This window comes from Aeromonas sp. EERV15, assembly GCF_900079845.1.
Classification (GTDB): Bacteria; Pseudomonadota; Gammaproteobacteria; order Enterobacterales; family Aeromonadaceae; genus Aeromonas; species Aeromonas sobria.
In genome coordinates this window covers 56,564-82,843 of the sequence record NZ_FKKY02000020.1, presented here as the reverse complement: position 1 = coordinate 82,843, position 26,280 = coordinate 56,564, and the positions used below count along the sequence as shown (strand labels likewise).

Sequence of the window (26,280 nt, the reverse complement as noted above, 5' to 3'; positions counted from 1 at the left end):
GGGCCGGTCAGAGGCTCATGATCTTCTGGAACTCCTCCTCCGAATACTTCTGCTCGCTGCGCTTGGTGAGGTCAGTCATCAGCTTGTAGCGCAGCTCTTTGGCCATCTGATAGGTCTGCTCCAGCTGGCCATAGGAGTAATCGGCGGCCAGCCCGATGGCGGTAGCCTTGTCGTTGGCGTAGGTCTGCTTGAGGGTGTTATCAAGGACGGCGACCTCCTTGTAGAGCTTGGCGCTCTCCTTGCTCCAGACGTTTCGCAGCAGCGGCAGGTATTTATCCGAGTTGGTGTTGGCCAGCGCGGTCAGGCTGCGGAACTGCCAGTAGGCGGAATCATCGGAGTAGCTGTCGCTGCCGGTGCGATAGGGCTGGGGATAGGACTCCAGCGTGTTGTAGAGCGGCACCATCACAGATTCGGCCAGCACGCCGTAGCTCTGCCAGATCAATCCCTGCAGCTCTTTGGGCATCTCTTTGCGCAGCTGGATGACGTGGGATTCGAGCTGGCGATCGATGCGGATCGGCCGCTCCGCCTTGCCCGCCAGCGGCGTGCCGTCATAGGTGGCGCTCAGCACGTTGGCCACGTCCGGCACGGCGATGGGGGCATCCGGCTTCATAAACAGCGGATATTGCGCCTGCCGGGTGGCTTGCGGGTGGGAGGCGGTCAGCATTTTCTGGCCGAGCCACTCCCGATCCACGTTATAGGGGTCGGCAATCACCCCGAACGCCTTGGCGAAGTTGAAATCTTTCGGATCGGCGTTATCCAGCAGTTTGTGCTGCTGCACGAACTCCAGCAGCTTGGGCGAGTGCAGCACATCGGCGCTGTCGAGATTGACGCCGTGGATGCGCAGGCCGTTGGCCACCATGGCGTAGCTGTCGTCCGGCACCCGCACCGCGATCCAGTGGTGGCCGGAGCCGATCTCCATCAGCCAGGCCTCGTTCACATCGGCCAGATAGAGGCTGTTCCCCTCACCGGCGCCATATTGCTCCACATAGCGGCCGAGCAGCGCGACCCCCTCTTTGGCGCTCTTGGCCTGTGGCAGGATCAGGGTGGGGATAATGGCTTCAATCACCCCCTTCTCGATCAGCGGATCGGCCTTCTGGGCCTTGTCGTTGACCTCGGCGCTGGTGGTGGCCGAGATGGCGACGTTGAACTCGTTGATGCCGCGCTGCTCAAAAAATTTTCCTGCCGGGTCGCTGCTGGTGGCATCCCAGTCGTGGATGGCGGAGTAGGCGAAAAACGCTTTGGGCATCGGCACTTCCAACCCGTTGCCCAGTTTCCAGAGTTTGCCCTTGTTCTGCTGTGCGGGCCGGAAGGCCAGGTACTTGTTCCAGTTGTTGACGCCAAAATCCTCGTTTCTGGCGATCATCACGCTGCCATCGACGCTGGCCCCCTTGCCGACGATAAGGCCGGTGCAGGCGTCGGCACTGGTGCCAAGCAGGGTGAGCAGGGTGGCGGAGAGGAGACTCAAGGTGTGTTTTTTCATAGGTGTACCCGAAGGGTTGCGGTGAGTGAGAGTCAGGCGAGGGGATGAGGTGTCAGGGGCTGCAACTCCGAACTGGCAGCGGAGTGAGCGCGGCAGATTGGTCTGCCTGTTATTGGTTTTACGAACAGATCATCCATGACACGGCTGGCTGGTTGTGATGTGCGCCAAAATTGTATTCCTGAGTGGTTGTTTGTTTTGTGATCGAACTGCTGTTCCTGACTTTTCTCTGGCGCCGTGGCGAGCTGACTGCGAAATGCGCCAAAGCAGCGTGAACTGGCAGCAGATGAGTCATTATTCTGACGCCAGCTTGCGTGGGATGCGTGGTGAGATCCGCCATATCTCGGGATCCCGCACCATCTGACAAGTTGGCCTGTAACTTGCTGGTTTAATTGATAATGGTGGGGCCTGACGCCCCATGTGACCGGATCAGCCTGTGCCCATTGCCGCAGATGAGCACTGAATTGGAGCCCCCATGGATATCAAACCCTACAGCCAGCAGCTTGCCCAGAGCGCATCCAACAACCGTGCCCTCGCCACCCTCAACAGTGCCGGTGGCGGTCAGGGCGGTGGCTGGGAGGAGATGGTCAGCCTCTCCACCCAACGTATGACCGGTCAGGCCCAGCAGGTACTGACCTACGAACATCTGGCCAAGAACAACAAGTTGCCGCCGGCGCTGGATATGAGCTCCGACAAGGGGGGCGTGGTGCAGCAGTTGATGGACAAGGCGCTGGGCTTCGATCGCAAGAAGTTCAACGAGATAGAAGACAAGCTCAAGTCGATCGCCGACAACAAGAAGCTGACGCCGGAAGAGCGTACCGAGCAGAGCAAGCCGCTCAACGAGCAGCGAGAGGCGATGCTCAAAGAGGCGATGGATCGCCTGACCGGCAAGAAGTAGGGGCGGCGATGTGCCGGATTGACCGGCAGTCGGGGCGAAGAGGCAAGATCTTGCCCTGAATGGTGACTCGGGGAGTGAACGGTCTGGGTAAGGAAGGTGGGAGACAAGATTGTCTCCCGCTTGATATGGTGGCCGCGCATGTGGCTACGAGTCGGGCGTCATTACGCTTGCATGGCAGCCTGAGTAGCCCGGTCGGGACTATTCGCTAGCAACGATGCCGATCCCGATGGCTTTGGTCTGAACCGCCTTGAGCTGGTCGCCCTCTGCAATCAGGTTAAACTGCTCCGGGTTGTTGATCTTGATGGTCAGGGTCTCATCCACACCTCTGACGGTGACCGTCTGCTGTTGTTTGTCCAGCCCGATGACATCGGCATAGATGGTCACCTTCATGCCGACACCGCCACCCGGTTTCTCATCTGTCCCGGCCCGTTCGCCATCCACTTCCACGATCCGTTTTCTGATGCCTGCGGTGCCTTTCAGCAGCTCTACATCGAGTATCTGCAGATACTTGAGCATGACTTTGTCCCCGACCTTGACGTTCGGCAGGTTGGCAACCTGCTCGCCAGCGACGATATCGAAGGTTTCACCCTCTGCGTTTTTCAGACTGACCTGGCGGGTCTCCAGGTCGATGGCGGTCACGGTGGCACTCGCCGTGAGTTCTTGCGCCAGACTTGCTTGCCCAGGAGCGACGTCGACTCCTGCGTTGACCTCGGCGGCTTGTACCAGAGTGGTCGAGAGGGTAAACAGACCTGCAATCCATGCATGCTTCAGTTTCATATTTCAGACCTTCCTGTATGACGAGGGATTGGATGAAAACTGACGGGGGCAGCAGGATGGGAAAGTGATGGGGAGCCAGATCGCCATGGTGCTACCCGCCCTCCTGACAGACCATAGCAGAGCCATAACTGAAAATGCCGCTGCAACGACCGGCAATCTCCATTCTGATAACCAGCTCCCGTTTTTGACCTGATGGGGCGGCAGGCGCACAATGTCCCCGCTCTGTTCAAGTCGAGGATCCCGCCGTGTACAACTTCCAATATGCCAACCCGACCCGCATCTGTTTTGGTGAGGGGCAGATCAGCAGCCTGCCAACGCTTATCCCGCCCGGCAGCCGCCTGCTGGTGCTCTATGGTGGCGGCAGCATCAAGCAAAACGGTGTTTATGAGCAGTTGACCCGGGCGCTGGCAGGGGTGACGTGGCAGGAGTTCTCCGGCATCGGCGCCAACCCCAGATACGAGCTGTTGATGGAGGCGGTGGCGCTGGTGAAGCGCGAGCGCATCGACTTTCTGCTGGCGGTTGGTGGCGGCTCGGTGGTGGATGGCACCAAGTTTGTCGCGGCGGCGGCCTGTTATGAGGGGAGCGATCCCTGGGATATCTGCGGCAAACAGGCGAGCGTGCACCAGGCGTTGCCGATGGGCTGCGTGCTGACCCTGCCCGCCACCGGATCCGAGAACAATCCCACCTCGGTGGTGAGCCGGGGGGATGTGAAGATCTCCTTCAGAAGTCCGCTGGTACAGCCGCAATTTGCGGTGCTCGATCCGGCGACCACCTACAGCCTGCCACCCCGTCAGACCGGCAACGGGGTGGTGGATGCCTTCATCCATATCACCGAGCAGTACCTCACCTTTCCGGTGGGGGGCGATGTGCAGGACCGGTTGGCGGAAGGCTTGCTGCAGGTGCTGGTGGAGAATGGCCCCAGAGCGCTGGCGGAGCCTGCCAATTATCAGGTGCGGGCCAATCTGATGTGGGCCGCCAGTCTGGCGCTCAATGGCCTTATCGGTTGCGGGGTGCCGCAGGATTGGGCCTCCCATGCCATCGGCCATCAACTGACGGCGCTCTACGGGCTGGATCACGGCCAGAGTCTGGCGGTGGTGCTCCCCTCACTGCTCCGTGAGCGGGCGAGCCAGAAGCAGGACAAGCTGGCCCAGTTTGCCGAGCGGGTGTGGCATTCGACTCGCGAGGACAAGGCCCTGCGCATCGAGGAGGCGATCATCCGCACCGAGCAGTTCTTCCAGAAGATGGGGCTGGGCACCCGACTGGCCGACTATGGCCTCAGCGAAAGCTGCATTCCTGCGGTCTGCTCCAACCTCAAGCGGGTGGGGCGTACCGCGCTCGGTGAGCAGCAGGATATCGACCCGGATCGGGTGGCACGCATTCTCGCCCGGGCACTATGAGTCGGTGTCGATTGGTTTCCACGAGTGATTCATTTCCCCAATAAAGAGGGCCGCTTGTTGCGGCCCTTTTGCATGATGGGTTAACCGATCATTCGGTGCGTGCCTTGAGATAACCGGCGTAATCCGGGATCTGCACGCTGAATGCCTGCTGCATGTGGGGGCTGTCCATGATGAAGTCGGCGGTCGCTTCATTGGTGGCGACCGGGATGTTCCACACCGCAGCGAGCCGCAACAGCGCCTTCACATCCGGATCGTGGGGCACCGCATTGAGGGGATCCCAGAAGAAGATCAGCACGTCGATCTTCCCCTCGGCGATCAGGGCGCCGAGCTGCTGGTCGCCCCCCATCGGGCCGGAGAAGAGGCAGGTGATGGGCAGCTGCGCCTTTTTGCCGAGCATGGTGCCGGTGGTGCCGGTCGCATAGAGATGGTGGAGCTTGAGCTCCTCCTTGCGGCGCATCACCCAGTTCAGCAGCGGGGTCTTCATGTTGTCGTGAGCCACCAGTGCCAGCCGTTTGTGGGGCGCCATCTCGCGTGCAATCTGTTCCATGGAAATCGTCCGTAGCATTGTTATTGGCAGAGAGCCGTATCCTAATCGAAAGCCATGACAGATGCTGTGTCTGGCGCATTAACTGTGATCCTGTCGAAAAGTTTTCGGGCTATGGCGACCCAAATATGGCGGCCCAAATGAAGAGACCCGCACTGGCGGGTCTCTCTGCTTGCTGGCCTGCTGGCTCAGGAGCCGTGGTGCAGTTGCGACTGCTGGTAGTTCTCCAGCCCGATGCGATCGATAAGGTCGAGCTGGGTTTCCAGCCAGTCCACGTGCTCCTCCTCATCCTCCAGGATCTTCTGAAACAGGTCGCGGCTGATGTAGTCCTGCACCGATTCGGCGTAGGCGATAGCGACTTTCAGATCGGGGATGGCGTCCATCTCCAGCAACAGATCGCAGCGCAGCATCTCTTCAACGGTCTCGCCGATGCGCAGCTTGCCCAGATCCTGCAAGTTGGGCAGCCCTTCGAGAAACAGCACCCGCTTGACCAGCTCGTCGGCGTGTTTCATCTCATCGATGGACTCGTGATACTCCTTGTGCCCGAGCGCCTTGAGGCCCCAGTCATCGTAGATGCGGGCGTGCAGGAAGTATTGGTTGATGGCAATCAGCTCATTGGCCAGCACCTTGTTGAGGTGGGCAATGATCTTGGGATCTCCTTTCATCGGCTCTGCTCCTTGGTTCGTGCCTGAGGCTTCGATCGTTAGAGCTTAGTCGAGAAAAGTAACAACAATAGGTCTGGCGAGCCTGCTCGCCCGAGAGGAAGGGTGACCCTGTTTACGGGTCGAGTCAGAACAGGAGCGGTCCGGATCAGGCCACTTCGTAGTAGAGCACGGGTTGCTCCTGCTCCATCTTGTCGAGCTCGGTGGCGATGATCTCCATGGTCATGCGCACACACTTGCCACACTGGGCGCCCACTTCGAGCGACTGTTTGAGCTGGCGAAATTCGCTTTTACCTGACTGCACCGCCTTGCGGATTTGGGTATCTGTGATGCCGCGGCACAAACAGACGTACATAGGATTTACCTCATGCTGGAGTTGAGTGGAATCTAAATGAGAATGGTTCGTGATGCAAATAACCATTGGTAATAAGATCCCTTGCTTGCCACTGTGCAACCCCTTGGGGACAATGCTGGCAACCAGAGGAGATCACCATGCTCAAGAAACTGTTCAGCGCCCTGTTCGGGGGCGAGCCGGCCAAGGCACCGGAAGTCACCCCCACCGACTATGCCGGCTATCTCATCTATCCCGAGCCGATGGCGGAAGGGGGTCAATACCGGCTGGCGGGCCGCATCACCAAAGAGCTGGACGGCGTGCTGCAGACTCACCGCTTCATCCGCTCCGATCTGTTTGCCAATCCGGCCGATGCAGAGCGTTTCATGGTGCAGAAGGCCCACACCTTTATCGATCAGATGGGGGATCGCATGTTCGAACCCCGCAAACCGGCTGACAGCACAGCTTCATGACGCCACAAGAGGTCACCTGCCTGCGCGAGGCGCTGGCCCGCGCCGGTGAGCGGCGCCTGATCTGGCTGGAGGGGGAGGAGGCTGACTGCATTGCCCGCGCCCAATCCCTGCTCGGTGAGACCGTCTTCTGGCTGGGCGCAGGGCCCGAGTGTTATGCCCCGCAACCCGCCGCCAAGGCGCTGCAGCGGCTCGGTCAGGAGTGCGACACGCTGGTATTCAATGCATTCAGCGGTTTTCACCCCGATGCCTTTGGTGCGCTGGCGGGCACCCTGCGCGCCGGTGGCTTGCTGCTATTGCTGACTCCGCCCAGAGAGAGCTGGCCCGCATGGCCGGATCCCGACCGGATTCGGCTGGTGGCTCAGCCGGAGGAGGCGAGCAGGGCAGGTCACGGTTTTATCGCCCGGTTGGTGCGGCTGCTGGAGGGGGATCCCGCCCTTTCCCTGGCTCCGCCGGTTTGTCCGCAGCCGTGGCAACCCATCGGGCCCGGGCGGGCATTGAGCTGCGATCAGGCCCGGGCGCTACCCGCCATCCACAAGGTATTGCACGGCCATCGCCGCCGCCCGCTGGTGCTGAGCGCCGACCGCGGCCGTGGCAAGAGTGCGCTGTTGGGGCTGGCTGCCGCCGAGCTGCTGCGTCAGCAGCCCGATCTGAACATAGTGGTGACGGCCCCCTCGCAGGCGACGGTGTCAACCCTGTTTGCCCACGCTGCCCGTAGGCTCGATACTACGCCGGAACAGATGCCGGAACAGATGCCGGAACAGATGCCGGAACAGCTGGCGGGGCTGAGCTACTGCTCGCCAGATCGGCTGGTGCACGAAGCATTGCAACCTGACCTGCTGCTGGTGGATGAAGCGGCCGCCATTCCGACCCCGCTGCTTGAAGCCATGCTGGCTCGCCACAGCCGCATCGTGTTTGCCACCACCGAGCACGGTTACGAGGGAACGGGGCGCGGTTTTCACCTGCGCTTCAAGCGGGTGCTCGATAGCCAGACCCCGCAGTGGCAGGAGATCCACCTGGGCGAACCCATTCGCTGGAGTGAGCGCGATCCGCTGGAGCCGCTGATCTTCCGTTTGCTCGGCCTCAATGCCGAAGTGGCTGCGCCCTTGCCACCGACCAGCCCGAGCTGGCGTCTGATCAGTCAGCAGGCGCTGGCGAGCGACGAGCCACTGCTCAACCAGCTGTTTGGCTTGCTGGTGCTAGCCCACTACCAGACCACGCCGAGCGATCTCAGATCCCTGCTGGAGAGCCCGGATCTCGACATCCATCTGCTGGAGCAGGATGCGAGCCTGCTGGGGGTGGCGCTGGTGGCGCGGGAAGGGGAGATAGATCCTGAACTTGCCGAGGCGATCTGGGCCGGGCGCCGCCGTCCGCGCGGCCATCTGCTGCCCCAGTCGCTGCTGGCCCACGCCGGTTTCAAAACGGCGGGGGCGCGCAGTTATGCCCGGGTGATGCGCATCGCCATCCATCCCGAGCTGCATCGCCACGGGTTGGGTTCGCTGCTGCTTGGCAGGCTGGAAGAACACTATCGCCAGGCAGGCATCGACTATCTTGGTTCTGCCTTTTCGGCCAGCGCCGATCTGCTCCCCTTCTGGCGCAAGGCCGGGCTGGCGGTGCTGCGCATCGGTTTGCAGCGAGATGCCGCCAGCGGCTGCCATGCTGCCTTGCTGCTAAAGGCGCTTAAATCCGAGCATGCGCCCGAGCTGGCCCAGTGGCAGCAGAGATTCGCACGCCAGCTGCCGACCCTGCTGGCGGGTGAGTTGAACGCGTTGGATCCCGAGCTGGTATGGCAATGCCTGCAAGGTTGTACCGTCACCGCCCCGGAGCTTGGCGAGTTTGAGCGCGATGAGATTGAATGCTTCGCCCTGCATCACAAGCCCTTCGAATTGTGCCAATCCAGCTTGCAGCAGTGGTTGGCGCGTCATCTGGCTGTGCTGGCTTCGCTCACCCCTGACGAGCGCCAACTGCTGATCGCCACCATCTGGCAATATGCAGACTGGGGAGTCTTGGCCGCAAGGTTGCAGCTGGCGGGCAAGCCCGCCGTGATCAAGGGATTGCGGGCGCTGCTGGCACGTCTGTTGGGTTCCCCTACCACTCGATAGGTTTGCCCTGCCAGTCGAGAAAGCTGAGCTCACCATCCGGTTGCAGCCGGTTCATCAGGTTAACCAGATGGTTGGCTACCTGCTCGGGACTCTGCACGTTTCCCACCGGTACATTGGCGTGAAACGGGCGGGAGAGCGGGGTATCAGTGGTACCGGGATGGAAGGCCAGCAATTTGACCCCGGGCGCACGCCGGGCCAACTCGATGGCGGCACACTTGAGCAGCATATTGAGGGCTGCCTTGGATGCGCGATAGCCATACCAGCCGCCAGCGCGGTTGTCGCCTATGCTGCCGACCCGAGCACTGAGTACCGCCAGGGTGCAGGGCTCACGGCCAAACAGCGGTAACAACTGGCTGATCCAGCGCAGTGGCAACAAGGCGTTGGTCTGGTAGAGCTGGGTCATGGCATCGAGATTGAGTGCTTCGAGCCGCTTCTCTGGCTGGATCTCCCCCTGATGCAGGATGCCGTTGCAGATCACCAGATGACGCAAGTTGGGGGCCAGGGCGACAATTTGAGTGACGCAGTGGCTAATCTGCTGGTCACTGTAGTCACAAGAGAGCCAATGCAGACGGGGATCAGCAAAGCCGACGGGAGCTTGCTGACGACTGATGCCAATGACCTTGTTGGCTGTGGCCAGCCATTGCGTCACCAGAGCCTGCCCTATGCCACCCCCAGCTCCAATTACAACCACGCTTTGCGCCATATTCTGCTCCTGTTTCGACTGAGGTGGTGACCTTCACCATCGCATCTTTGTACTCTCCATCGCTGTTACGTTCCTTTTTGCTCGCGGGATCAAGTAGCTATCAAGGCTAAGTTGTGCGGATCTCCCCGGTCTAGGCGGATCCATTCCTATACTGAGAGAAAACCGCAGCGGTGTGCTGCCCGCGCAACCAGAATGAGAGTCACCATGATGTCCAAAGACGGGGAAGAGCGTAAATCCATCCTGACCGAGAGCGGTACCAACGAGCTCGAGATCATCGAGTTTCACCTCAAGAAGCAGTTACCGGACGGGCGTGAAAAGACCGCCTATTACGGGATCAACGTCGCCAAGGTGCGCGAGGTGATCCGGGTGCCGGATACCACCGATTACCCCAATGCCCAGCGCCATATGGTGGGGGTGTTCTCCCTGCGGGAGCGCCTGATCCCGCTGGTGGATCTGGCGGGTTGGCTTGGTATAAAGACCAACCCAGATCCCAGCCACAAGGTGGTGATCGTCACCGACTTCAACAAGATGGCCAACGGCTTTCTGATCGACAGCGTCAGCAGGATTCACCGGGTCTCCTGGGAGGATGTGGAGTCCCCCAGCCAGTTTCTGGAGGCGGGGGAGAACGACTGCGTGGTGGCGGTGGTCAGGCGCGATGGCAACCTCATCATGATCCTCGATTTCGAGAAGATCATCGCCGACATCAATCCCGAGCTCAGCATGGAGAAGTACGACGTTACCCAGGATCGCAAGGTGCTCATCGACGATCGCATGATGGCACTGCGTCAGGGCAAGACCATTCTGGTGGTGGACGACTCGGCCTTTATCCGCAAGATGATCGAGACCACTCTGCGTACCGCTGGCTTCAACGTGATAACGGCCAAGGATGGGGGGGAAGGGTTGGAGATGCTGACGGATTTCGACCGTCTGGCGCAGGAGGAGAGGATGCCTGTGTCTGGTTTCGTCAACGCGGTGATCACCGATGTGGAGATGCCGCGGATGGATGGCATGCACCTGCTTAAAAGACTGCGCGATACTCCCTCCTACAAGGAGATGCCTATCGTGATGTTCTCCTCCCTGATGAGCGATGATAACCGTCAGAAGGCGCTGCAACTGGGTGCCAACGATACCATTACCAAGCCTGAGATTGGCCGCATGGTGGGGATGATGGATCATATGCTGCTGGGGATTGCCCCTCCTTCCCCTGCCAACAATATCTGACCAGCCATTCTGGCCATTCACTGATCGGGCGGATCAAACGGCCACTCCCTGCCAGGGAGTGGCCGTTCTGTTTTGGCCGCGAACCGTGATGTGATTCTCTCTTGTTTCCCGGATATAAGTCATGTAATGATAACTATTATCATTTGATGGCGTGGCGGATATGACAGCAACCTGGGTGAAAGGGTGGGTCGGGTCGACCGAAGGTGGCAGCAGCATGACTCACTGGAAGCAGCAGACCAGAGAGGGCAACCGGCTGTTTGACTGTGGCGAATACCATCAGGCGCTGGCCCATTATCAGCAAGCGCTCTGGCTGGCACGCCAGCAACTGGCCCGGTGGCACGATGCCGATGAGGCGGTAGCGGCACTGGTGGTGGCCCATCACAATCTGGCGGATCTGCTGGTAGCCATGACCTTGCCCGATCGCGCTGCCGACCAGCTCTGCTATGTCCACGATTGCCTGCTGGCAACCTGTCACTCTCCCGCGACCTCACCCCGTTTGCGGGAGGCTGCCTTGCGCCACACTCGAACCACTCGTGCCGAGTTGCTGACGTTCGTTCAGCGCCACGGCAGCAATGCCGCGATCATCTGCTCGCTTGGCCAATGTCTGTGCCAGAGCGAATCTTCATCCCGACTCCATTAATCCGACCAGAGGTAATCATGAGCCATACCTTGCCAGCCCTGAACTATGCCTATGACGCACTGGAACCCCATATCGATGCCCTGACCATGGAGATCCACCACAGCCGCCACCACCAGACCTATGTCAACAACCTCAACGCCGCGCTGGAAGGCACGCCGGAGCTGGCCGAACTGCCGGTTGATGAGCTGCTGCGCCGCCTCGCTACCCTGCCAGCCACGCTGCAGGGGGCGGTGCGTAACCACGGCGGCGGCCATGCCAACCACTCCCTGTTCTGGCTGGTAATGAGCCCGCAGGGTGGCGGTGAGCCGAGTGGCGAACTGGCGCTGGCCATCGAGCGGGAGTTGGGTGGATTCGATGCCTTCAAGCAGGCCTTCACTCAGGCGGCCCTGAGTCGCTTTGGTAGCGGCTGGGCCTGGCTGGTGGTGGACAAGGCAGGCCGATTGCAGGTGGAGAGCAGTGCCAATCAGGATAGCCCCCTGATGCATGGCCATACCCCGATCCTGGGGCTGGATGTGTGGGAGCATGCCTACTACCTCAAGTACCAGAACAAGCGTCCGGATTACATCGCGGCTTTCTATCAGGTGGTAGATTGGGCTGAGGTGGCCCGTCGCTATCAGGCGGCGCGAGGCTGATCTGGCCGCAATAGAGATCTGGTATTGAGCGGTACAAGACCGCAGCCGCAATCGGCAGTGCATGCAATACCAAACGACCCGCCAACTGGCGGGTCGCTTGTCTTGTTATTGGGCGGGCACGCTGGCGCTGGCGGCGGAGGGCGCCACCGGCAATGTTGGCAAGGTCGCAGCGGGGGGCTTGGCGGCGGCTTCAACCACTGGTTTGACGGGCGTGACCGGTTCAGGCGTTGCCGCTGCTTCAGGCGTTGCCGCTGCTGATGCAGTCTCAGTAGCTGCCGTTGCTGATACAGCCGGTGTGACCGGTTCAGGGACTGCTGCTGCGGGTACCGCCGTTGGCTTGATCTCAGCCACGGCAGGTTTGGGCTGTTTGAGGCAGGGTTGCAGGCTGCCTATGGTGCTCAGAGATTGACAAGGCACCGGCAGACCGATGGGCACCGGCTCCCCGAGAAACTTGGGTCCCTTGTCCAGAACATAGAGGTCGAGCAGCCCCATCAGGCGGGCAAAGACTTCCCGTACCCGGGTGCGGATCCCCTGATAGGCGCTGGGATCCTCGGCATTGAAGCCGACCGCATCGATACCAAAATGACGGGCGATAAAAATGGCGCGTTCGTTATGAAAGCCCTGGGATACCACGGTAAAACGATCCTGACCGAATACTTCTTTGGCTCGCACCACAGAGTCGAGAGTGCGGAATCCGGCGAAATCCATATAGATGGCGGAGGCGGGGATGCCCGCTTTGATCAGGGCTCGCCGCATCTGGCGCGGCTCGTTGTACTGCACGGTGGCGTTGTCACCGGATACGATAATGAAGTCCACCTTGGCATCGTTGTAGAGTTCGGCCGCCGCCTTGATACGGTATTTGAAGTAGTGGTTGGGGCCGCCACCGGAGAGATATTTGGAGGTGCCCAGCACCACCGCAACCCGGTTGTAGGGCACCTGCTCCACCTGATCGTAGGTGTAGTGACGGGCATCCGAGACGATCCACTCGCTATAGGCCAGCAGCGAAGCAATCAGTGCCAGCAGCAAAACAAGGCAGGCGAGGAGGATTTTGGCAAACTTCTTCATGCGCGGTGCGGTCAGGATCTGAGGTGAGGAGTGGCTATCGCCATTCTATTACAACTCGGCCGCTGGCGTCAGGCTTGATGAGTGGGTACCGCTCTTGCGGGCAGAGGTTGCCGCATCAGATGAGCTGGCTAATACGCTGGGAAAAAAGAGGTGCAGCCGTGGCTGCCCCTCGCGTCGTTATGATGGTTCAGTGGGCCGAATCATTGCCCTTGCAGGTGTCAGACTCCTTGTTGGCTTGCCACCATGGCAGCAGATCCCGACTCAGCCACGCCTGATAGGCGTCGCTGTCGTTGGCGATCAACCGGTCCAGCTCCCCTTCAAAGTCGCTCATCGCCTGCTGGCGATCCGGATTGCGCAGCGCCTGTGCCAGCGTCAGCCAGCTGGCGCCGCGACCGGTGTCGTTGAGGAAGCGGTGCACGGTATAGGACCAGGAGTAGACCATCTCCCCTCCCTGCTCGTAATCGAGATGGAGGATCGCCGCCAGTGTCGGGCGCTGGTTGGCGGGGCGGTTGGCCACGTTATCCAGACCCCGGGCAAAGCACTTGCCGTGGGCGATGTACTCTGCAATCCCCTCTGACCACCAGGTAGTGCGGTTGAGCGGATAGTGGCCGAAGCTGCCGTACTGGTTGAAGCGGCCATCCAGATAGTGAACGTACTCGTGGCGCAGGTTCCACACCTGGAAGGCAGGGCGCTTCCACTCCGCCTCATAGGCGAAGAAGCGCGCCTGATTGCCGGGGCGAGCCGGATCCCCCTCGATATAGATGCCGCCATTGTCGGTGGAGACGCCAAACAGCGCGCTGCCGTAGCGGCCCCAGTCGGCAGAGGAGTTGAAGATCACCAGCTCCAGCGCCTCGTTGTGATCATCGGCCACCGGTTGCTCGCCAGTTTCCATCTGCTGGTGGAAGCGCTGCTCCTCGTCACCCAGCTCACGGCAGATCCCTTCGGCCTGAGCCTGGGTCAAATCCTGGGCGCGCAGACGCAGGGTAGGCGAGCAGGTGTGTTCGAACGACAGAATATCTTCCATACGGATCGGGGTGCAGAGCCCGGCGAACTCGCCGCTGACGCAGGCTTCGCTGGTGCGATCCGTGTAGGTGAGGTAGTAGCTGGAGAGGGTCAGGGAGACCTCTTCCAGCATGGCTGCCGGATGCTGGCCGCCCGGGACCAGCCCCTGCTGGCGCATGATGGCAATGACATCGCGATCCAGCTGCTGGCGATAGGCGATCGCCTCATCCGGGCTGGTGTGATGGAGGGAGCGCATCATCTGGTAGAGACGGCTATGGGCATCGAGGATGTTGTTGAAGATAAACAGATCCCGTGAGCCGTCGCGCTGTTTCCAGAGGGCCAGTTCGCTCAGGCCCAGTTGCAGCAGGTTCTGGCGCAATGCCGCCTCCTGTTGCAGCACAGCTGCGCTGAAGTCTGCCTGCAGACCGTAAGAGGCGCTCTGATCGACCAGATTGAGCAGCTCGAACAGGCCATCAGCCCAGGGTTTGTGGCCATTGATTTGCGCCGCATGTTGCACCGCATAGCCGAGCGCCTGGTTGAGCTGGGCCAGCATGGGTGCGGCACTCTGGCGGAAGGCGGCTTGCCCAAGTTGTCCCTGCGCCGCTACGCTCCAGGCTTCCAGCACTGTCCCTGCCTGATCCTGCGGTTCGGCTCCCAGCAGCAGGGGGTGGTTGAGCAGATCAATCATCACTCCGGCCAGTGCCCGTGCGACCTGATCACTCTCTTTGCCAACGCCGCCGTGGTAGTTGTGGGCGCGCACATAGTAGAGCAGCTTGTCCATTGCCGGATGGGTCGGCTGGTTGGCCGCCAACAGGGCGCGCATGCCGCGCACCACCGCCATCAGCTTGGCGTCATCGTGGCCGTAATCCGCCTGCCAGGCAGGACTGTTCTGGCCGCTCACGTCAGCCACCAGTTTAGCCGCATCGCTATCGAGCAGATCCACATCGGGCTGCTCGGGCTCGGAGCAGAGGCGACCGTTGGCGCGGCGGCACTCCAGTTGCTCCTCCTTGCTGGCCAGCACTATGGGGCGATTGAGCACCCGGCTCTCCTGCCACTCTTTGCTCTCTGGCAGGGGTTGCCACTCGCCGCCTGCGACCGGGTATTGGTAGCCGCTATCTTGCAGCATTACCTGAACCTCGCTGCCTGCGGGGATCACCTGACGGCAGATGCGATAGCGGATGGTGTTGCTCCCCTCCTTGCGCTCCTGCGGCTCATCACACTCCTGCTGTGGGGTCAGTTGATCCAGCTGCCACTGATAGCGGCGCCAGACGTGGAGCTCGCTGACCTGAGCGGCAGCCTGGCTGCCTGCCACCGGCTGCAGGCGGAAGAAGATCTGCTCCAGTCGGCCATCCCGCTCACTCGGGGTCTCTTCAAGTACCTGCAACTGCTGCCAATCCTGCGGCTGATAGTGCCACTCGGGCTCGGCGCAGCGGCCTTGCGCGTTGAGTTCGCAGCGATCCAGCTCCCTTTCACTCTGACCAAGGATGATGGCTTGCGGCAGCGGCAGGCGATCCTGCCGCTGGGCGGTCGGCGTGCCCGCCAGCTGCTCCCTGCGCCCCTGTTTGAGGCCATAGCCGAAGTCATAACTGCTGGCGGGAATGAGCTTGCCCGCCGGTATCCGATCTTCACAGCGCACGAAGCGGATCTGCCAGCCCGCATCCACCTTGAGCTGCGGCTCGCCACACTGCTGCTCGGCCAGCGCGGCGAGATCGCTGCTCTGCCAGTCGAAGCGACGGTAGACCCGAAGCTGCTGATAGGGTGCGTTGCTGCTGCGCGCCTTGAGTTCGTAGGTGATCTCGGTGATACGAGCGGCCAGTTGCCGGCTCGATTCGCCAGTCAGCTGATACTGTCGCCAGTCATTGGGGGAGTAGTTGGCTTGCGCCGAGGATGTAGCCAAAAGCAGGGGGCCTGCCAGCAGCAGCCACCCGGTACCCGAACGGTTCATTTTTATCCCTTTGTTGTTGTTTGTGTATTGTCTTGCGAGTGATCGCAAGGCAATTTAACTGGTTCCAAAGGGATATCAATTGCCAATTAAAAATCAGATAAATCAATAGGGTGGTATGTTTTTTAATCTGATCGAATTACCGTGGGCTAGCGCCGTAGCAAGGACTCACATGTTTCTTTTTCTGTTTTCAGAGAAGATCGGGAAATTGTGAGTCTGATCTCATTCAGCTTGTTGTGGCAAGGTGGTCAGCTGTCGGGCAACCTTGCCCAACTGTAGTCGTGAGGGCTTGAGATTGCCGCCGAGATCGGGCCAAGGGTGCCAGTGGTCGGGCACCATAAAGCCGGGCAGGGCGCAGCGGATCCAGGCGGCCAGTTCGGGGTAGGGAACCGGCTCGCCGTGCCAGTCGATAAAGGCGGCGGGGCGTTGTCCCCACTCGTCGCTTGGCACCGGCACCACCAGCGCCTGGGCGACGGCGGGATGATCCACCAGTCGCTGCTCTATGGTCTCGGGTTGGATATTCTCCCCGCCCGAGATGAAGAGATTATCGAGCCGCCCCTCCACCAGCAGTTCCCCTGCCGCAGTGAAGAGCCCCTTGTCGCGGGTATGAAACCAGCCCTCGCCATCGAGGGGCAGATCCAGCTCGCCATCTCGGTAGTAACCGGCAAACAGGGTGGTGCCACGCACGCAGATCTCCTGCTCCCGGATGCACACCTCCCGTCCTGGCAGTGGTTTGCCAACCACACCAGCATCGCCGGGTACCGCGGTGCAGACCTGACTGCCCATCTCGGAGAGGCCATAGCTCACCTTGGGGGCGAGGCCCATGGCGCAGAGGCGACTCACCAGCGGTTGCGGGATGGCGGCGCCACCGAGCAGCAACTCGCGCAGGCGGGTGCGGGATGGGTCAAAGCCCTCTGCCAGCAGGCGCCAAAGCTGGGTCGGCACCAACGAGAGGTGAGTGATGGGCTGGCACTCCAGCCGCTCCTTGAGGGGGCGTTCACGCTGATCCAGCACCAGAGTGGCGCCCGCCAGAAAGACCCGAAACAGGATGGCGTAGCCGCCGACATGGAATAGCGGCAGGGAGAGCAGCCAGCCGCAGGCCTCATCAAGGGGAATGAGGGTGGCAGAGCCGCGCGCCGAGGCAAGGTGGTTACTCAGTCGATGCACCACCGCTTTTGGCGTGCCGCTGGAGCCGGAGGTGAGGATCATGTTGTTGAGCTGGGTCGATGCCAGCGGCCACGTTTCCTCGCTTGCTGGCCGCTCGCATGTGAAGTCGATCTGCAAGGGTTGCCAGTTGCCTGCCGGGATCTCCCCTGCCGACCAGAAGACGCTGGCATCGAGTTGCAGCGCCAGCTCGCGCTGCTTTTCGAGGGGGAAGGCGGGGTTGAGCGGGCAGAACACCACGCCGCTGCGCACGCAGGCCCAGGCCAGCAGCACATCTTCCAGCGCACCGCGCACCACAGCCGTCAGATGATCGCCACGGCGCACTCCGGCCTGTTCCAGCTGTTGGCACAGGCTGTTGAGGCGGGCATCGAGCTGGCGGTAACTGAGGGGGGCGGCGGCGTGGATGGCAATGCGGTTGGGGGCGGTGATTGCCCGGTGGCGTACCGGGCAAGGTGTCTGTTCGGGTGAGCGGGAGGGTTCAATCACGGTAATAAAGTTGCTCCAGTCGACTCAGATCCGGTTTGCCATCTTCCCCCAGCATATTGCTAGCCATCCAGCGGCGGGTATCCAGCCCCGGCGCCTGTTCCGGTGCCCACTCGCCAGCCAGATGAAATAGCTGGTTCAGGCCCAGATCCGATTCGAAGCAGGAGGAGATGATCACCTTGAGCCGCAGTTCGTGAGCGCGGGCAATCAGCGCTTCGCAGTTGGCCAGGGAGCCGAGCAGGGTGGGTTTGAGCACCAGTGCGCGCAGTTGCGGGATCGGCTCCCACGGCTTGCCTTGCGCAAGCAGTTCGTCCAGCGCCACCGGCATGCCGGTGCGGTTGGCGACAAAGGCGATGTCGGCAAAATCGGCACAGGGGTCTTCCAGATACTCGATGCGGTTCGGGTCGAGATGGCCGCAGAAGGTCCACGCCTCCTCGCGGGTCCAGCCCTGGTTGGCATCCAGCACCAGCTTGAGGGAAGGGAGGCGATCGCACAGCAGGCGGATCAGCGCCAGCTCGTCACGCATCGGGTAGCGCGCCACCTTCAGCTTGGCCTTGTTGGGGGTGCGGTGCAGCCAGGCTTTCCAGTTACGCAGCAGCTCCTGGGGGGAGCCTTGAATGAGGGGATAGGGCTCCGGCAGCGGGTTGCTCTGCTCGGGCCATCTCCGGCGCGCGCAGTCGAGGCCAAATTGCACCGACGGCAGCACGGGGTTCGGGCTTTCACCGGCGGCCAGGGCCGCCAGCGTGGCAAGGGCTTCTGCCTCTGCCTGTTGCAGGCTCTCTTTTGAGAAGCCGGGCAGGGGGGCAATCTCCCCCCAGCCGTCGTTGATGCGCACCAATAGCCCCTCTCGCGCCACCTCCACCTTGCCGTGAAAGGTCAGTGGCTGGGTAAAAGGCAGTTGATAGCGATACAGGGCTAGTGTCATCAGGGGTTCCGCTTGTATTTGGAGAAGTCGGGGCGACGCTTTTCGTTAAAGGCATTGCGGCCTTCCTGACCCTCTTCGGTCATGTAGAACAGCATGGTGGCATTGCCCGCCAGCTCCTGCAAGCCCGCCTGACCATCACAGTCAGCGTTGAGGGCCGCTTTCAGGCAACGCAGCGCCATCGGGCTGTTTTGCAGCATTTCGCGGCACCAGCGCACGGTTTCACGCTCCAGTTCGGCCAGCGGCACTACGGTGTTGACCAGACCCATGTCGAGGGCTTGCTGGGCATCGTACATGCGGCAGAGGAACCAGATTTCGCGGGCCTTCTTTTGGCCGACGATGCGGGCCATGTAGGAAGCACCCCAACCGCCGTCGAAGGAGCCAACTTTCGGACCGGTCTGGCCAAACTGGGCGTTGTCGGCGGCGATGGTCAGATCACACATCATGTGTAGCACGTGGCCACCACCGACCGCGTAACCGGCCACCATGGCAACGACCGGTTTCGGGCAGGTGCGGATGTCGCGCTGGAAGTCGAGCACGTTGAGGTGGTGAGTCCCCTCGTCATCACGGTATCCACCGTAGTCGCCACGGATCTTCTGGTCGCCGCCGGCGCAGAAGGCTTTCTCGCCAAAACCGGTCAGGATGATGGTGCCGATATGGTCGTCATAACGGGCATCGGCCAGCGCCTGCAGCATCTCTTTGACGGTGCGGGGACGGAAGGCGTTGCGAACCTGTGGACGGTTGATGGTGATCTTGGCAATGCCATCGTCGGACTTGTGATAGAGGATGTCCTCGTAACCGGCGGAGCAATCCTGCCATTCAACAGGAGCGTACAGTTCAGCTTCCGTCATTGCCTCAATCATGGTTTTTTCCTTCTGATCTGGGAGAGTGCAGTTGAGCACCGAGTTGAACACAGAGTTGAGCAATTCCGGCATGCAGAACGGGTGCGTGCAGTTCCGCTTCTGTCATTGCTTCAATCATGACTCGTCTCTTCTTGTTGGTTGACCCACTCCGCGAGGAGTCGGGCAAAGGTGTCGGGCTGGCTGGCGTGCAGGTTGTGGCCGCCATCCAGTATCAAGTGGTTGATTTTGCGATGTTGGTTCGCCAGCTGGCAAGCCAGCTGATGGAATTTGTGATCCCGCTTGCCACTCACATAGGTGACCGGCAGCTGGCACTCCATGAGCCAGGGGGCTAGATCCGGCTGCTTGCCGAGCGAGGTGGCACGCAGCATGGCGGCGATGGCGCAGCCATCATTGCCAAGGCGTCTGGCGATCTGGCGGGCGTGGGCGGCCTCATCGAGATCGGCAAACACCCCTTGCTGGTACCAGTCGTCGAGCACCGCGGCCAGCGGTTCGCGCTCGAAGCGTTGCGCCCAGCCTTCGTCATGCTGGATGCGGGCAGCCCGCTCAATGGCAGGCAGCCCCGGGTGGCAGTTCTCCAGCAGCAGCCCTTGCAGCCCGGCGGGCTCGCGGCTGGCGTGATAGAGGGCCAGTCGCCCCCCCAGCGAGTAGCCCGCCAGCAGATAGCGTTTAATATTGCGGCTGGCCAGTTCGGCAACCAGCCACTGGTGGCTCTGTTCAAAGTCGCTGACGTTGAGATCGCTATGTTGGCCGTGACCCGGCAGATCGAGGGCAATGCAGTGGATGGCGGGCAGCCGGTCGATCACCGGTTGCCAGTCGCTGCTATCCCCCAGCAGGCCGTGCAGCAGCACCAGCGGTGTGTTGTTACCGCTCACGGATGGCGGCCCCCAGCGCCTTGAGATCATCGGCTACCTGCTCGCTCGGTACCCGGATCTCGATCAAGGTAACGCCATGTTTGAGGGCGGTGCGGTAATCGTGCTCGAACTCGGTCAGGGTGGTCGGCGCGTGATAGCTGAGGCCAAACATGGCGGCGGCATGTTCAAAGGCCAGGCCGTGGGGCAGCCGGTAGTAACTCTCCAGCAGCTCCCCTTCGCTGGGCACCGGCAACATACGGAAGATGCTGCCGCCATCGTTGTTGAGCAGGATCACCACCAGCGGTCGGGTCGCCTTGCCAAGCAGGGCGAGGCTGTTGAGATCGTGCAGGGCGCTGAGATCCCCAAGCAGCAGGGTCGTTGGCTGGTCGCTCGATTGGGCAAACCCGTAGGCGGTGGCGATGAGGCCATCGATGCCGGAGGCGCCGCGGTTGGTCATCACCCGGCTCGGCCCCTTGCCCGTTTCACCGAGCATATCCATCAGTCGGGCCGGCATGCTGTTGCCGACAAACAGTTGCCCTTCGATCAGGCGGTTGAGTCGATGGCAGACCCCGAGCTCCGAGAAACCCTCGCAGGCGGCGGCGATCTGCTGGCTGGCGTTGTGTTGCAGCTCGGCCAGCCGGTGCCAGGGGGCTTGAGCGGTGGTGACCGGATGGGCCGCAGCAAAGGCGCTGGCGCTGCAGAGCAGCCGGTTGCGCAGCCGGTAGTCGGGATCGAGCCGCGCCGGTTGCGGGTCCACCAGCCAGTAATCCTGCCATGAATGGTGTTTGATGAACTGGCCAAGCCGCTTGGAGATAAGCCGCGCGCCAAATTGCAGCAGCACCTCGGCGCGGCCCAGCTCGGCGACGAATTCAGGGTCGTTGAGCGCCAGATCCATGTGGATGAGGTTGCGACTATCGAAGCGGATCTGGCTCTGCAGATCCGCCAGCAGCGGCCAGCCGAGTTGCTCCGCCAGCGTGGCGACCGCCTGTGCCTGTTCGGGATCCGTGATCCGGCCAGCCACAATCACCCCGCGCTTGTGCTGCCACTCGCGCCACTCGGGTTGCGGCGGGCAGGTCGGTTCGATCGCGAGCCACGGGCTCCATGGCCTGTGCGAGCCGAGCCAGTCGCCGAGGGGGGCCAGATAGTCGGAGAAATCCTGATAGTGCTCGCCCGGGTAGAGGGGCTCTGGGTACATGCAGTTGAAGTGCACCACCCCGGGAGTGAGCGCTTGTTTGGCCAGCGCCTGATCCACCGAGCTCAGCACGAAGGCGGCGGGAATGGTCGGGGTGGGGCTTGGCAGGTTCTGCTGATAGACGGGGTAGCGGCCGAAGATCCCCTGCTGGTCGATCGCCTGATTGGCACCGTTATCGATAAGCTCGTGAGGGCGATCGGCGGAGAGAATAATCAGCGGCACGCCGGTGAGCTGGGCCTCTGCCACCGCGGGCCAGAGGTTGGCCACTGCGGTGCCGGAGGTCATGATCACCGCCACCGGCCGGTTGCTCCCCTTGGCCAGCCCCAGCGCCATAAAGCCGAGGCCGCGCTCGTCAAAGTGCAGGTGACGGCGAAAGCCCTGATGGGCCGCGGCCGCCATGGTCAGCGGCGCGGAGCGGGAGCCGGGGGCCAGCACGATGTCGCGCACCCCGAGGCGAAAGAGCTCCTCCAGCAACAGGGAGGACCAGACGTGGTTGAAGGTGGCGTGCAGGTTGGCAAACTCGGTGCAGGCAGACGCTTCGCTGGCAGGCTCTTTACGGGTGGGCATAGGGGCTCTCGCGGGTTGAAAAGGGGTCATGGCTATCCCAGCAGGGAGAGCACATTGGCGATCTTGTTGTCGAGCTCGGCCCACTCGGCGACAGGTTCGGAACCGGCGACAATGCCGGCACCGGCAAACAGGGTGACGCTGCCCGGCTGAATGCGGGCGCTGCGAATGGCGACCGAGAACTCCGAGGTCTCCCGGCTCAGCATGCCGCAGGCACCGGCGTACCAGCCCCGATCATAGGGCTCGAACGCGCGGATGAAGGCCAGCGCCGCTTCGCGCGGGGCGCCGCCCACTGCCGGAGTGGGATGAAGGGCATCGAGCAGCTGCCAGTCGCAGACGCCGGGCTTGAGCTCGGCTTCGATATCGCACTTGAGATGCTGCAGCAGCCGCAGTTTGAGAATACGCGGCTCGGTCAGGGTGGCATCGTGGGTCAGTGGTGCCAGACGGCTCAGGATGTCGGCGTGTACCAGTCGGTTCTCCAGCCGGTTCTTGCTGTCGGCCAGCAGTTCGGCGGCCAGTTGGGCATCCACCTCTTCGTCGCCGGAGCGGCGGATGGTGCCCGCCAGCGCCTCGGTAAAGAGGTGGCTCCCTTCCCGGCGGTAGAGCCGCTCGGGGGAGCAGGCGATAAAGGCCTGCTCGGGGGAGAATTGAAAACCGAAGTGGAAGCAGTCCTGAGCGTGGCGGGCCCACTGGTCGAGCATGGCCCAGGGGCACACATCTTCACCTCCGGAGCCATCGCTGTGCTGGCGGGTCAATATGCTCTCCCGCGACAGCACCACCTTGGGAGTGTGGGCCTGAAAATCGGGGGCGGTGACCCGCTCTACCAGCGTCTGCCACTGGGCGGGGCCGGGGCAATCCTGTCGCTGCCAGGGCTGCTTTTGCAGGGCGCGCAGCGGGGCTTCCGGGCGCAGGGCATCGAGGGCTGCTTCGGCTGCTTGCAGTTCGGCCTCGAGATTGTCGTCAGCCAGCCAGAGATTGAGGCAGAGGCTGACGCACTCGCCACGGCGCACCAGCTCGATGCGGGGCAACACGAAACGGCAGGGGCCAAACCCTTGCCAGCCGGATTGGGCCGGATCGAACGCCAGTCCGCCATAGTAGCGGGGGCTATCGTCGTGATGCTGGCTGGCCGTGTTGGCGCACACCCGCTTGATGGCGTGTGGCTCGGTCAGTTCATGGATGGCGCCCAGCGCGACATATTCTGGACGATCCTGGCCACGGGCCTGCCAGTAGATGCGGGGATAGAGGGTTTGCGCCGCGAGCCAGCCCAGAAAGGAGCGGATTTCGATCGCCACTCGCAACCGTACGAAGCCGCTGACGTTGCTGTGACGCAGGGCGTCCAGTTGTTGCTTGATATGGGTCTGAGCCAACATGGATTCTTTTCTGAGCCGGATAGTAACGACTGATCCTGCAGTGATGGGTGCCGGGTTGCACCGATCTTTATGTAGGTTTCAGTGGGTTTATGCCAAAGGGCGAGGATTTCCTATATATTATCCGTCCATTCGTCCATGTAAATCGCCCGAGGGTGTTTCACTCTCTGGGGCCAAGTATACCCAAATCCGGTTCGATAACCCTTAACACGATCAATATCCGATTGTTTGGCCATCACAATATGACAAATACCTTCTCTGTTTGGTTACTGGCGGCGCGTTTGCGAACACTGCCACTGGCCTGCTCTTCCATCCTGCTGGGCGCGGGACTGGCTGCTAACCGTGATGCCTTCGATGGCACCATCATGGTGCTCTCGCTGCTGACCGCCATTCTGCTGCAGATCCTCTCCAATCTGGCCAACGATTACGGCGATGCGGTCTCCGGCGCCGACAATGGCGAGCGGATCGGCCCGCAGCGCGCCGTGGTCTCCGGCCTTATTACCCAAAAGCAGATGCGGGTAGCGATGGCGCTCACCGCGCTGGCGGCGGTGGCCAGTGGCCTGCTGTTGCTGGGCTGTGCCTTCGGTGGCCAGTGGCTGCAGATCCTGGCATTTGTGGTGTTGGGTGGCGCGGCCATCGTCGCGGCGGTGACCTATACCGTGGGCAAGACCCCTTACGGCTATCGCGGGTTCGGCGATATCTCGGTGTTCCTGTTCTTCGGTCTGCTGGGGGTGCTCGGCTCCTACTACCTCTTCACCAAGACGCTGGAGTGGGATCTGCTGTTGCCTGCCACCGCCTGTGGCCTGCTGGCCACCGCCGTGCTCAATATCAACAATGTGCGCGATATCGAGACCGACGCCGCCAGCGGCAAGATCACCCTGGCGGTGCGCCTTGGCCGCAACCGCGCCATCGCCTATCACTGGGTACTGCTGGGGGCGGCGCTGTTAACCACCATCGCCTTTATCCTGACCCAGCCCGCCAGCTTCTGGCCGTGGATCTTCCTGCCTGCCATGAAGCCCCTCAGCGATGCGGCCAAGACCCTGCGCGAGAGCTTTGATGGCGAGGTGTTGACTGGCGCGCTCAAGAAAACCGCCATCAGCGCGTTTCTGTTCAGCCTGCTGCTCTCCATCGGGTTGGCGCTCTCCTGATGAGCGACCAGCTTGTTGTTATGTGAAACGGGCTCCCGAGGTGGGAGCCCTTTTTGTGTGCCGACGAGACGTGTTGGCACTGGATAGGCCAGACAGGAACACCACCATGCGTGCATCACTCAAACAGAAAATCATTCAGGTATGCCAGCAAAAAATCGCCCAGAAGGGGGAGATGGTCGGGCTCTCCTTTTATGCCTTCTTTGCCAATCGCAATGACGATCCCGATTTGCTGATGGAGGCAGCGACCTGGTGGATCCAGACCCACAAGCTCGATCACTTCGAGAAGGCCAAGAAAATTCTCCTGCTGGTCGAGCAGGAGTGAAAGCCGGTTGCAATGAAACACAATGAAACAGAGAGGGCTCCCAAGCGGGAGCCCTCTCTGTTGGTGGATGATGCTATCGACTAGCTGGCGCGCGCCACCTTGAGGGGGCGGCGGGAGAAGAGCAGGGTATCCAGCAGCCAGATGGCAACCATGGAGGCCCCCACCAGCGGGAAGGCGATCCCCAGCAGGATCAGCAGGGCGATAGCACCACGCATCGGCGGGAGTTTGGCGGGCAGCGGCGGCGCGGCGAGACGACCCTGCGGACGGCGGCACCACCAGATCCACAGGCCGCTCACGGCGCTGGCCAGCACCATCAGGCAGATGATCAGCATGGCCAGCTGATGGGGCCAGCCGTAGAGCTTGCCCATGTGCAGCATGACGCCGCTCTCCACCGTCTTGGCGACCAGGCCATAATCCTGCCAGCGCACATCGGCCAGCACCTTGCCGCTGTATTGATCGATATGCAGGGTGGCGTCGTTGCGCGGATCGTCGGCAAACAGGGCTATGGTGTAGACGCCGGTGTCACCGACCGGCGGAGTGATGCTGTAACCCGGTTTGACTCCCCGTTCACTGGCGGTCTCGACCACCTGTTGCAGTGCAATGCGCTGGCTCGCCATTACCATTCCCTCATGCTCGCCGTGGTTCATGGCGCCGTGATCGTGCGCTTCATCGACCGGCTGCGAGCTGGGCATGGGGGTGTTCTCCACCGCCCAGGGAACGGTCTGCTCGTGGGCCTGATTCAAGCTACGGGCCAGCGGCGCAGATTTGGGCACCTCGTTCCACATGGCGGCGGGGAAGCGGTTCCAGACCGCGGCAAACTGATCGCCCCAGAAGCCGGTCCAGGTCATGCCGCTCAGCAGCAACAGCAGCAGGAAACCGGCTCCCCAGAAGCCGACTACGGCGTGCAGATCGCGCCACCAGAGGCGTCCGCGCTGGCTGATTCTGGGCCAGAGGATGCCGCCTACCCCGGGCCCCTTGCGTGGCCACCAGAGGTAGAGGCCGCTTAACAGCAGTACCAGACCCCAGCCGGCCGCCAGTTCGATCAGCCGATCCCCCGTGGTGCCGAGCAGCAGGTCGGCGTGCAGGGAGCGGGCCACCGCTTGCAGATTCCACTTGTTATCCATGGTGCCAAGCAGGGCGCCGCTGGCGGGATCCATAAACAGGGTCAGCTCCTGTTCGCCCCGATTGACGATGAACTGGGCGCTCTGATCGGGAGCAGCAGGGGGCAGGTATTTACGCAGGCTGGCATCGGGCATGGTCATCATCGCCTTGGCCAGCAGCTGGTCGGCACTCAGGGTCTGGCTGGCGGGGGCGACCTTCATCAGCTCGGGGTACATCAGGTTGTCGAGCTGGGGTTTGAACAGATAGACGATCCCGGTCAGTGACAGCAGGATCAGGAAAGGGGCGACAAAGAGACCGGCGTAGAAGTGCCAGCGCCAGATCCGTTGGTAATGACTCGAGTCCCTGTTTTTCATTGCGCATCCTTGTTGGGTTGCCAAACCTTTCGGTTGGTGGAATGTTGGTGGCGGCGCGGATAATAG

Annotated in this window: 24 protein-coding genes; 9 read left to right on the top strand and 15 right to left on the bottom strand. The window is 61.7% G+C overall.

Annotated features, from left to right (window positions below):
- Positions 1–7: 7 nt before the first annotated feature.
- Positions 8–1,480 (bottom strand): C69 family dipeptidase, encoded by a 1,473-nt coding sequence (locus BN4575_RS16835; protein ID WP_068979065.1) that lies wholly within the window; start codon positions 1,478–1,480, stop codon positions 8–10.
- A gap of 472 nt (positions 1,481–1,952) precedes the next feature.
- Here BN4575_RS16835 and BN4575_RS16830 point away from each other — a divergent pair, with 472 nt between their 5' ends.
- Positions 1,953–2,375: a hypothetical protein gene (locus BN4575_RS16830; protein WP_068979064.1), complete on the top strand. Its 423-nt coding sequence runs from the start codon at positions 1,953–1,955 to the stop codon at positions 2,373–2,375.
- Positions 2,376–2,573: 198 nt separating this feature from the next.
- On the opposite strand, the gene BN4575_RS16825 is transcribed toward BN4575_RS16830, so the two are convergent.
- Positions 2,574–3,152 (bottom strand): hypothetical protein, encoded by a 579-nt coding sequence (locus BN4575_RS16825; protein WP_068979063.1) that lies wholly within the window; start codon positions 3,150–3,152, stop codon positions 2,574–2,576.
- A 245-nt stretch (positions 3,153–3,397) separates the two neighbouring features.
- Between BN4575_RS16825 and BN4575_RS16820 the strand changes: the two genes are divergently transcribed.
- A complete protein-coding gene (locus tag BN4575_RS16820) occupies positions 3,398–4,549 on the top strand; it encodes an iron-containing alcohol dehydrogenase (RefSeq protein WP_068979062.1) in 1,152 nt (383 codons plus the stop codon).
- Positions 4,550–4,637: 88 nt separating this feature from the next.
- On the opposite strand, the gene BN4575_RS16815 is transcribed toward BN4575_RS16820, so the two are convergent.
- The 3 genes from BN4575_RS16815 to BN4575_RS16805 all read right to left on the bottom strand — a co-directional run bounded on the left by BN4575_RS16815 (position 4,638) and on the right by BN4575_RS16805 (position 6,110).
- On the bottom strand, positions 4,638–5,096 hold the full coding sequence (locus BN4575_RS16815; RefSeq protein WP_068979061.1) for a methylglyoxal synthase: 459 nt from the start codon (positions 5,094–5,096) through the stop codon (positions 4,638–4,640).
- 185 nt (positions 5,097–5,281) lie between these two features.
- Entirely contained in the window at positions 5,282–5,758 is a 477-nt protein-coding gene (bfr, locus tag BN4575_RS16810) for a bacterioferritin (RefSeq protein WP_068979060.1), read from the bottom strand.
- A 145-nt stretch (positions 5,759–5,903) separates the two neighbouring features.
- Entirely contained in the window at positions 5,904–6,110 is a 207-nt protein-coding gene (locus tag BN4575_RS16805) for a bacterioferritin-associated ferredoxin (RefSeq protein WP_043826011.1), read from the bottom strand.
- Positions 6,111–6,247: 137 nt separating this feature from the next.
- Here BN4575_RS16805 and BN4575_RS16800 point away from each other — a divergent pair, with 137 nt between their 5' ends.
- Together BN4575_RS16800 and BN4575_RS16795 are read left to right on the top strand one after the other, a co-directional pair.
- The gene (locus BN4575_RS16800) at positions 6,248–6,559 is read left to right on the top strand and encodes an HlyU family transcriptional regulator (protein ID WP_068979059.1); all 312 of its coding nucleotides are present in this window, start codon (positions 6,248–6,250) and stop codon (positions 6,557–6,559) included.
- A complete protein-coding gene (locus BN4575_RS16795) occupies positions 6,556–8,658 on the top strand; it encodes a tRNA(Met) cytidine acetyltransferase TmcA (RefSeq protein ID WP_068979058.1) in 2,103 nt (700 codons plus the stop codon). The genes BN4575_RS16800 and BN4575_RS16795 overlap by 4 nt, the downstream gene beginning before the upstream one ends.
- Here the strand turns inward: BN4575_RS16795 and BN4575_RS16790 are convergent.
- Entirely contained in the window at positions 8,645–9,361 is a 717-nt protein-coding gene (locus tag BN4575_RS16790; RefSeq protein WP_068979057.1) for an SDR family NAD(P)-dependent oxidoreductase, read from the bottom strand. The genes BN4575_RS16795 and BN4575_RS16790 overlap by 14 nt on opposite strands.
- A gap of 204 nt (positions 9,362–9,565) precedes the next feature.
- Between BN4575_RS16790 and BN4575_RS16785 the strand changes: the two genes are divergently transcribed.
- The 3 genes from BN4575_RS16785 to BN4575_RS16775 all read left to right on the top strand — a co-directional run bounded on the left by BN4575_RS16785 (position 9,566) and on the right by BN4575_RS16775 (position 11,854).
- Entirely contained in the window at positions 9,566–10,582 is a 1,017-nt protein-coding gene (locus BN4575_RS16785) for a chemotaxis protein CheV (protein ID WP_042023100.1), read from the top strand.
- A 160-nt stretch (positions 10,583–10,742) separates the two neighbouring features.
- A complete protein-coding gene (locus BN4575_RS16780; RefSeq protein ID WP_083221069.1) occupies positions 10,743–11,222 on the top strand; it encodes a hypothetical protein in 480 nt (159 codons plus the stop codon).
- A 17-nt stretch (positions 11,223–11,239) separates the two neighbouring features.
- Positions 11,240–11,854 (top strand): superoxide dismutase, encoded by a 615-nt coding sequence (locus BN4575_RS16775; RefSeq protein ID WP_068979056.1) that lies wholly within the window; start codon positions 11,240–11,242, stop codon positions 11,852–11,854.
- 105 nt (positions 11,855–11,959) lie between these two features.
- On the opposite strand, the gene BN4575_RS16770 is transcribed toward BN4575_RS16775, so the two are convergent.
- From BN4575_RS16770 to BN4575_RS16735, 8 genes are all read right to left on the bottom strand, one after another.
- Positions 11,960–12,919 carry a SanA/YdcF family protein gene (locus tag BN4575_RS16770; protein WP_068979055.1) on the bottom strand — a complete coding sequence of 320 codons (960 nt, stop codon included), beginning with the start codon at positions 12,917–12,919 and terminating at the stop codon, positions 11,960–11,962.
- A gap of 187 nt (positions 12,920–13,106) precedes the next feature.
- Complete coding sequence (locus tag BN4575_RS16765) at positions 13,107–15,866, bottom strand: collagenase (RefSeq protein WP_068979054.1); 2,760 nt, start codon at positions 15,864–15,866, stop codon at positions 13,107–13,109.
- Positions 15,867–16,085: 219 nt separating this feature from the next.
- Positions 16,086–17,513 (bottom strand): AMP-binding protein, encoded by a 1,428-nt coding sequence (locus BN4575_RS16760; RefSeq protein ID WP_068979053.1) that lies wholly within the window; start codon positions 17,511–17,513, stop codon positions 16,086–16,088.
- Positions 17,506–18,435, bottom strand: coding sequence for an o-succinylbenzoate synthase (menC, locus tag BN4575_RS16755; RefSeq protein WP_068979052.1), 930 nt, complete (start codon positions 18,433–18,435; stop codon positions 17,506–17,508). Before menC ends, BN4575_RS16760 begins: the two co-directional genes overlap by 8 nt.
- Positions 18,435–19,283, bottom strand: coding sequence for a 1,4-dihydroxy-2-naphthoyl-CoA synthase (gene menB / locus BN4575_RS16750; protein WP_206668267.1), 849 nt, complete (start codon positions 19,281–19,283; stop codon positions 18,435–18,437). The genes menC and menB overlap by 1 nt, the downstream gene beginning before the upstream one ends.
- 122 nt (positions 19,284–19,405) lie before the next feature.
- Complete coding sequence (gene menH / locus BN4575_RS16745) at positions 19,406–20,197, bottom strand: 2-succinyl-6-hydroxy-2,4-cyclohexadiene-1-carboxylate synthase (RefSeq protein ID WP_068979051.1); 792 nt, start codon at positions 20,195–20,197, stop codon at positions 19,406–19,408.
- Positions 20,157–21,905, bottom strand: a complete 1,749-nt coding sequence (menD, locus tag BN4575_RS16740; protein ID WP_068979050.1) for a 2-succinyl-5-enolpyruvyl-6-hydroxy-3-cyclohexene-1-carboxylic-acid synthase — start codon at positions 21,903–21,905, stop codon at positions 20,157–20,159. The genes menH and menD overlap by 41 nt, the downstream gene beginning before the upstream one ends.
- A gap of 32 nt (positions 21,906–21,937) precedes the next feature.
- The gene (locus BN4575_RS16735; RefSeq protein WP_068979049.1) at positions 21,938–23,272 is read right to left on the bottom strand and encodes an isochorismate synthase; all 1,335 of its coding nucleotides are present in this window, start codon (positions 23,270–23,272) and stop codon (positions 21,938–21,940) included.
- Positions 23,273–23,511: 239 nt separating this feature from the next.
- On the opposite strand from BN4575_RS16735, the gene BN4575_RS16730 reads away from it, so the two are divergent.
- Together BN4575_RS16730 and BN4575_RS16725 are read left to right on the top strand one after the other, a co-directional pair.
- Complete coding sequence (locus tag BN4575_RS16730; protein ID WP_068979077.1) at positions 23,512–24,417, top strand: 1,4-dihydroxy-2-naphthoate polyprenyltransferase; 906 nt, start codon at positions 23,512–23,514, stop codon at positions 24,415–24,417.
- Between the two features lie 106 nt (positions 24,418–24,523).
- The gene (locus BN4575_RS16725) at positions 24,524–24,739 is read left to right on the top strand and encodes a DUF6500 family protein (protein ID WP_042023077.1); all 216 of its coding nucleotides are present in this window, start codon (positions 24,524–24,526) and stop codon (positions 24,737–24,739) included.
- Between the two features lie 80 nt (positions 24,740–24,819).
- Here the strand turns inward: BN4575_RS16725 and BN4575_RS16720 are convergent, their stop codons facing one another.
- Complete coding sequence (locus BN4575_RS16720; RefSeq protein WP_068979048.1) at positions 24,820–26,214, bottom strand: PepSY-associated TM helix domain-containing protein; 1,395 nt, start codon at positions 26,212–26,214, stop codon at positions 24,820–24,822.
- Between the last annotated feature and the right edge of the window lie 66 nt (positions 26,215–26,280).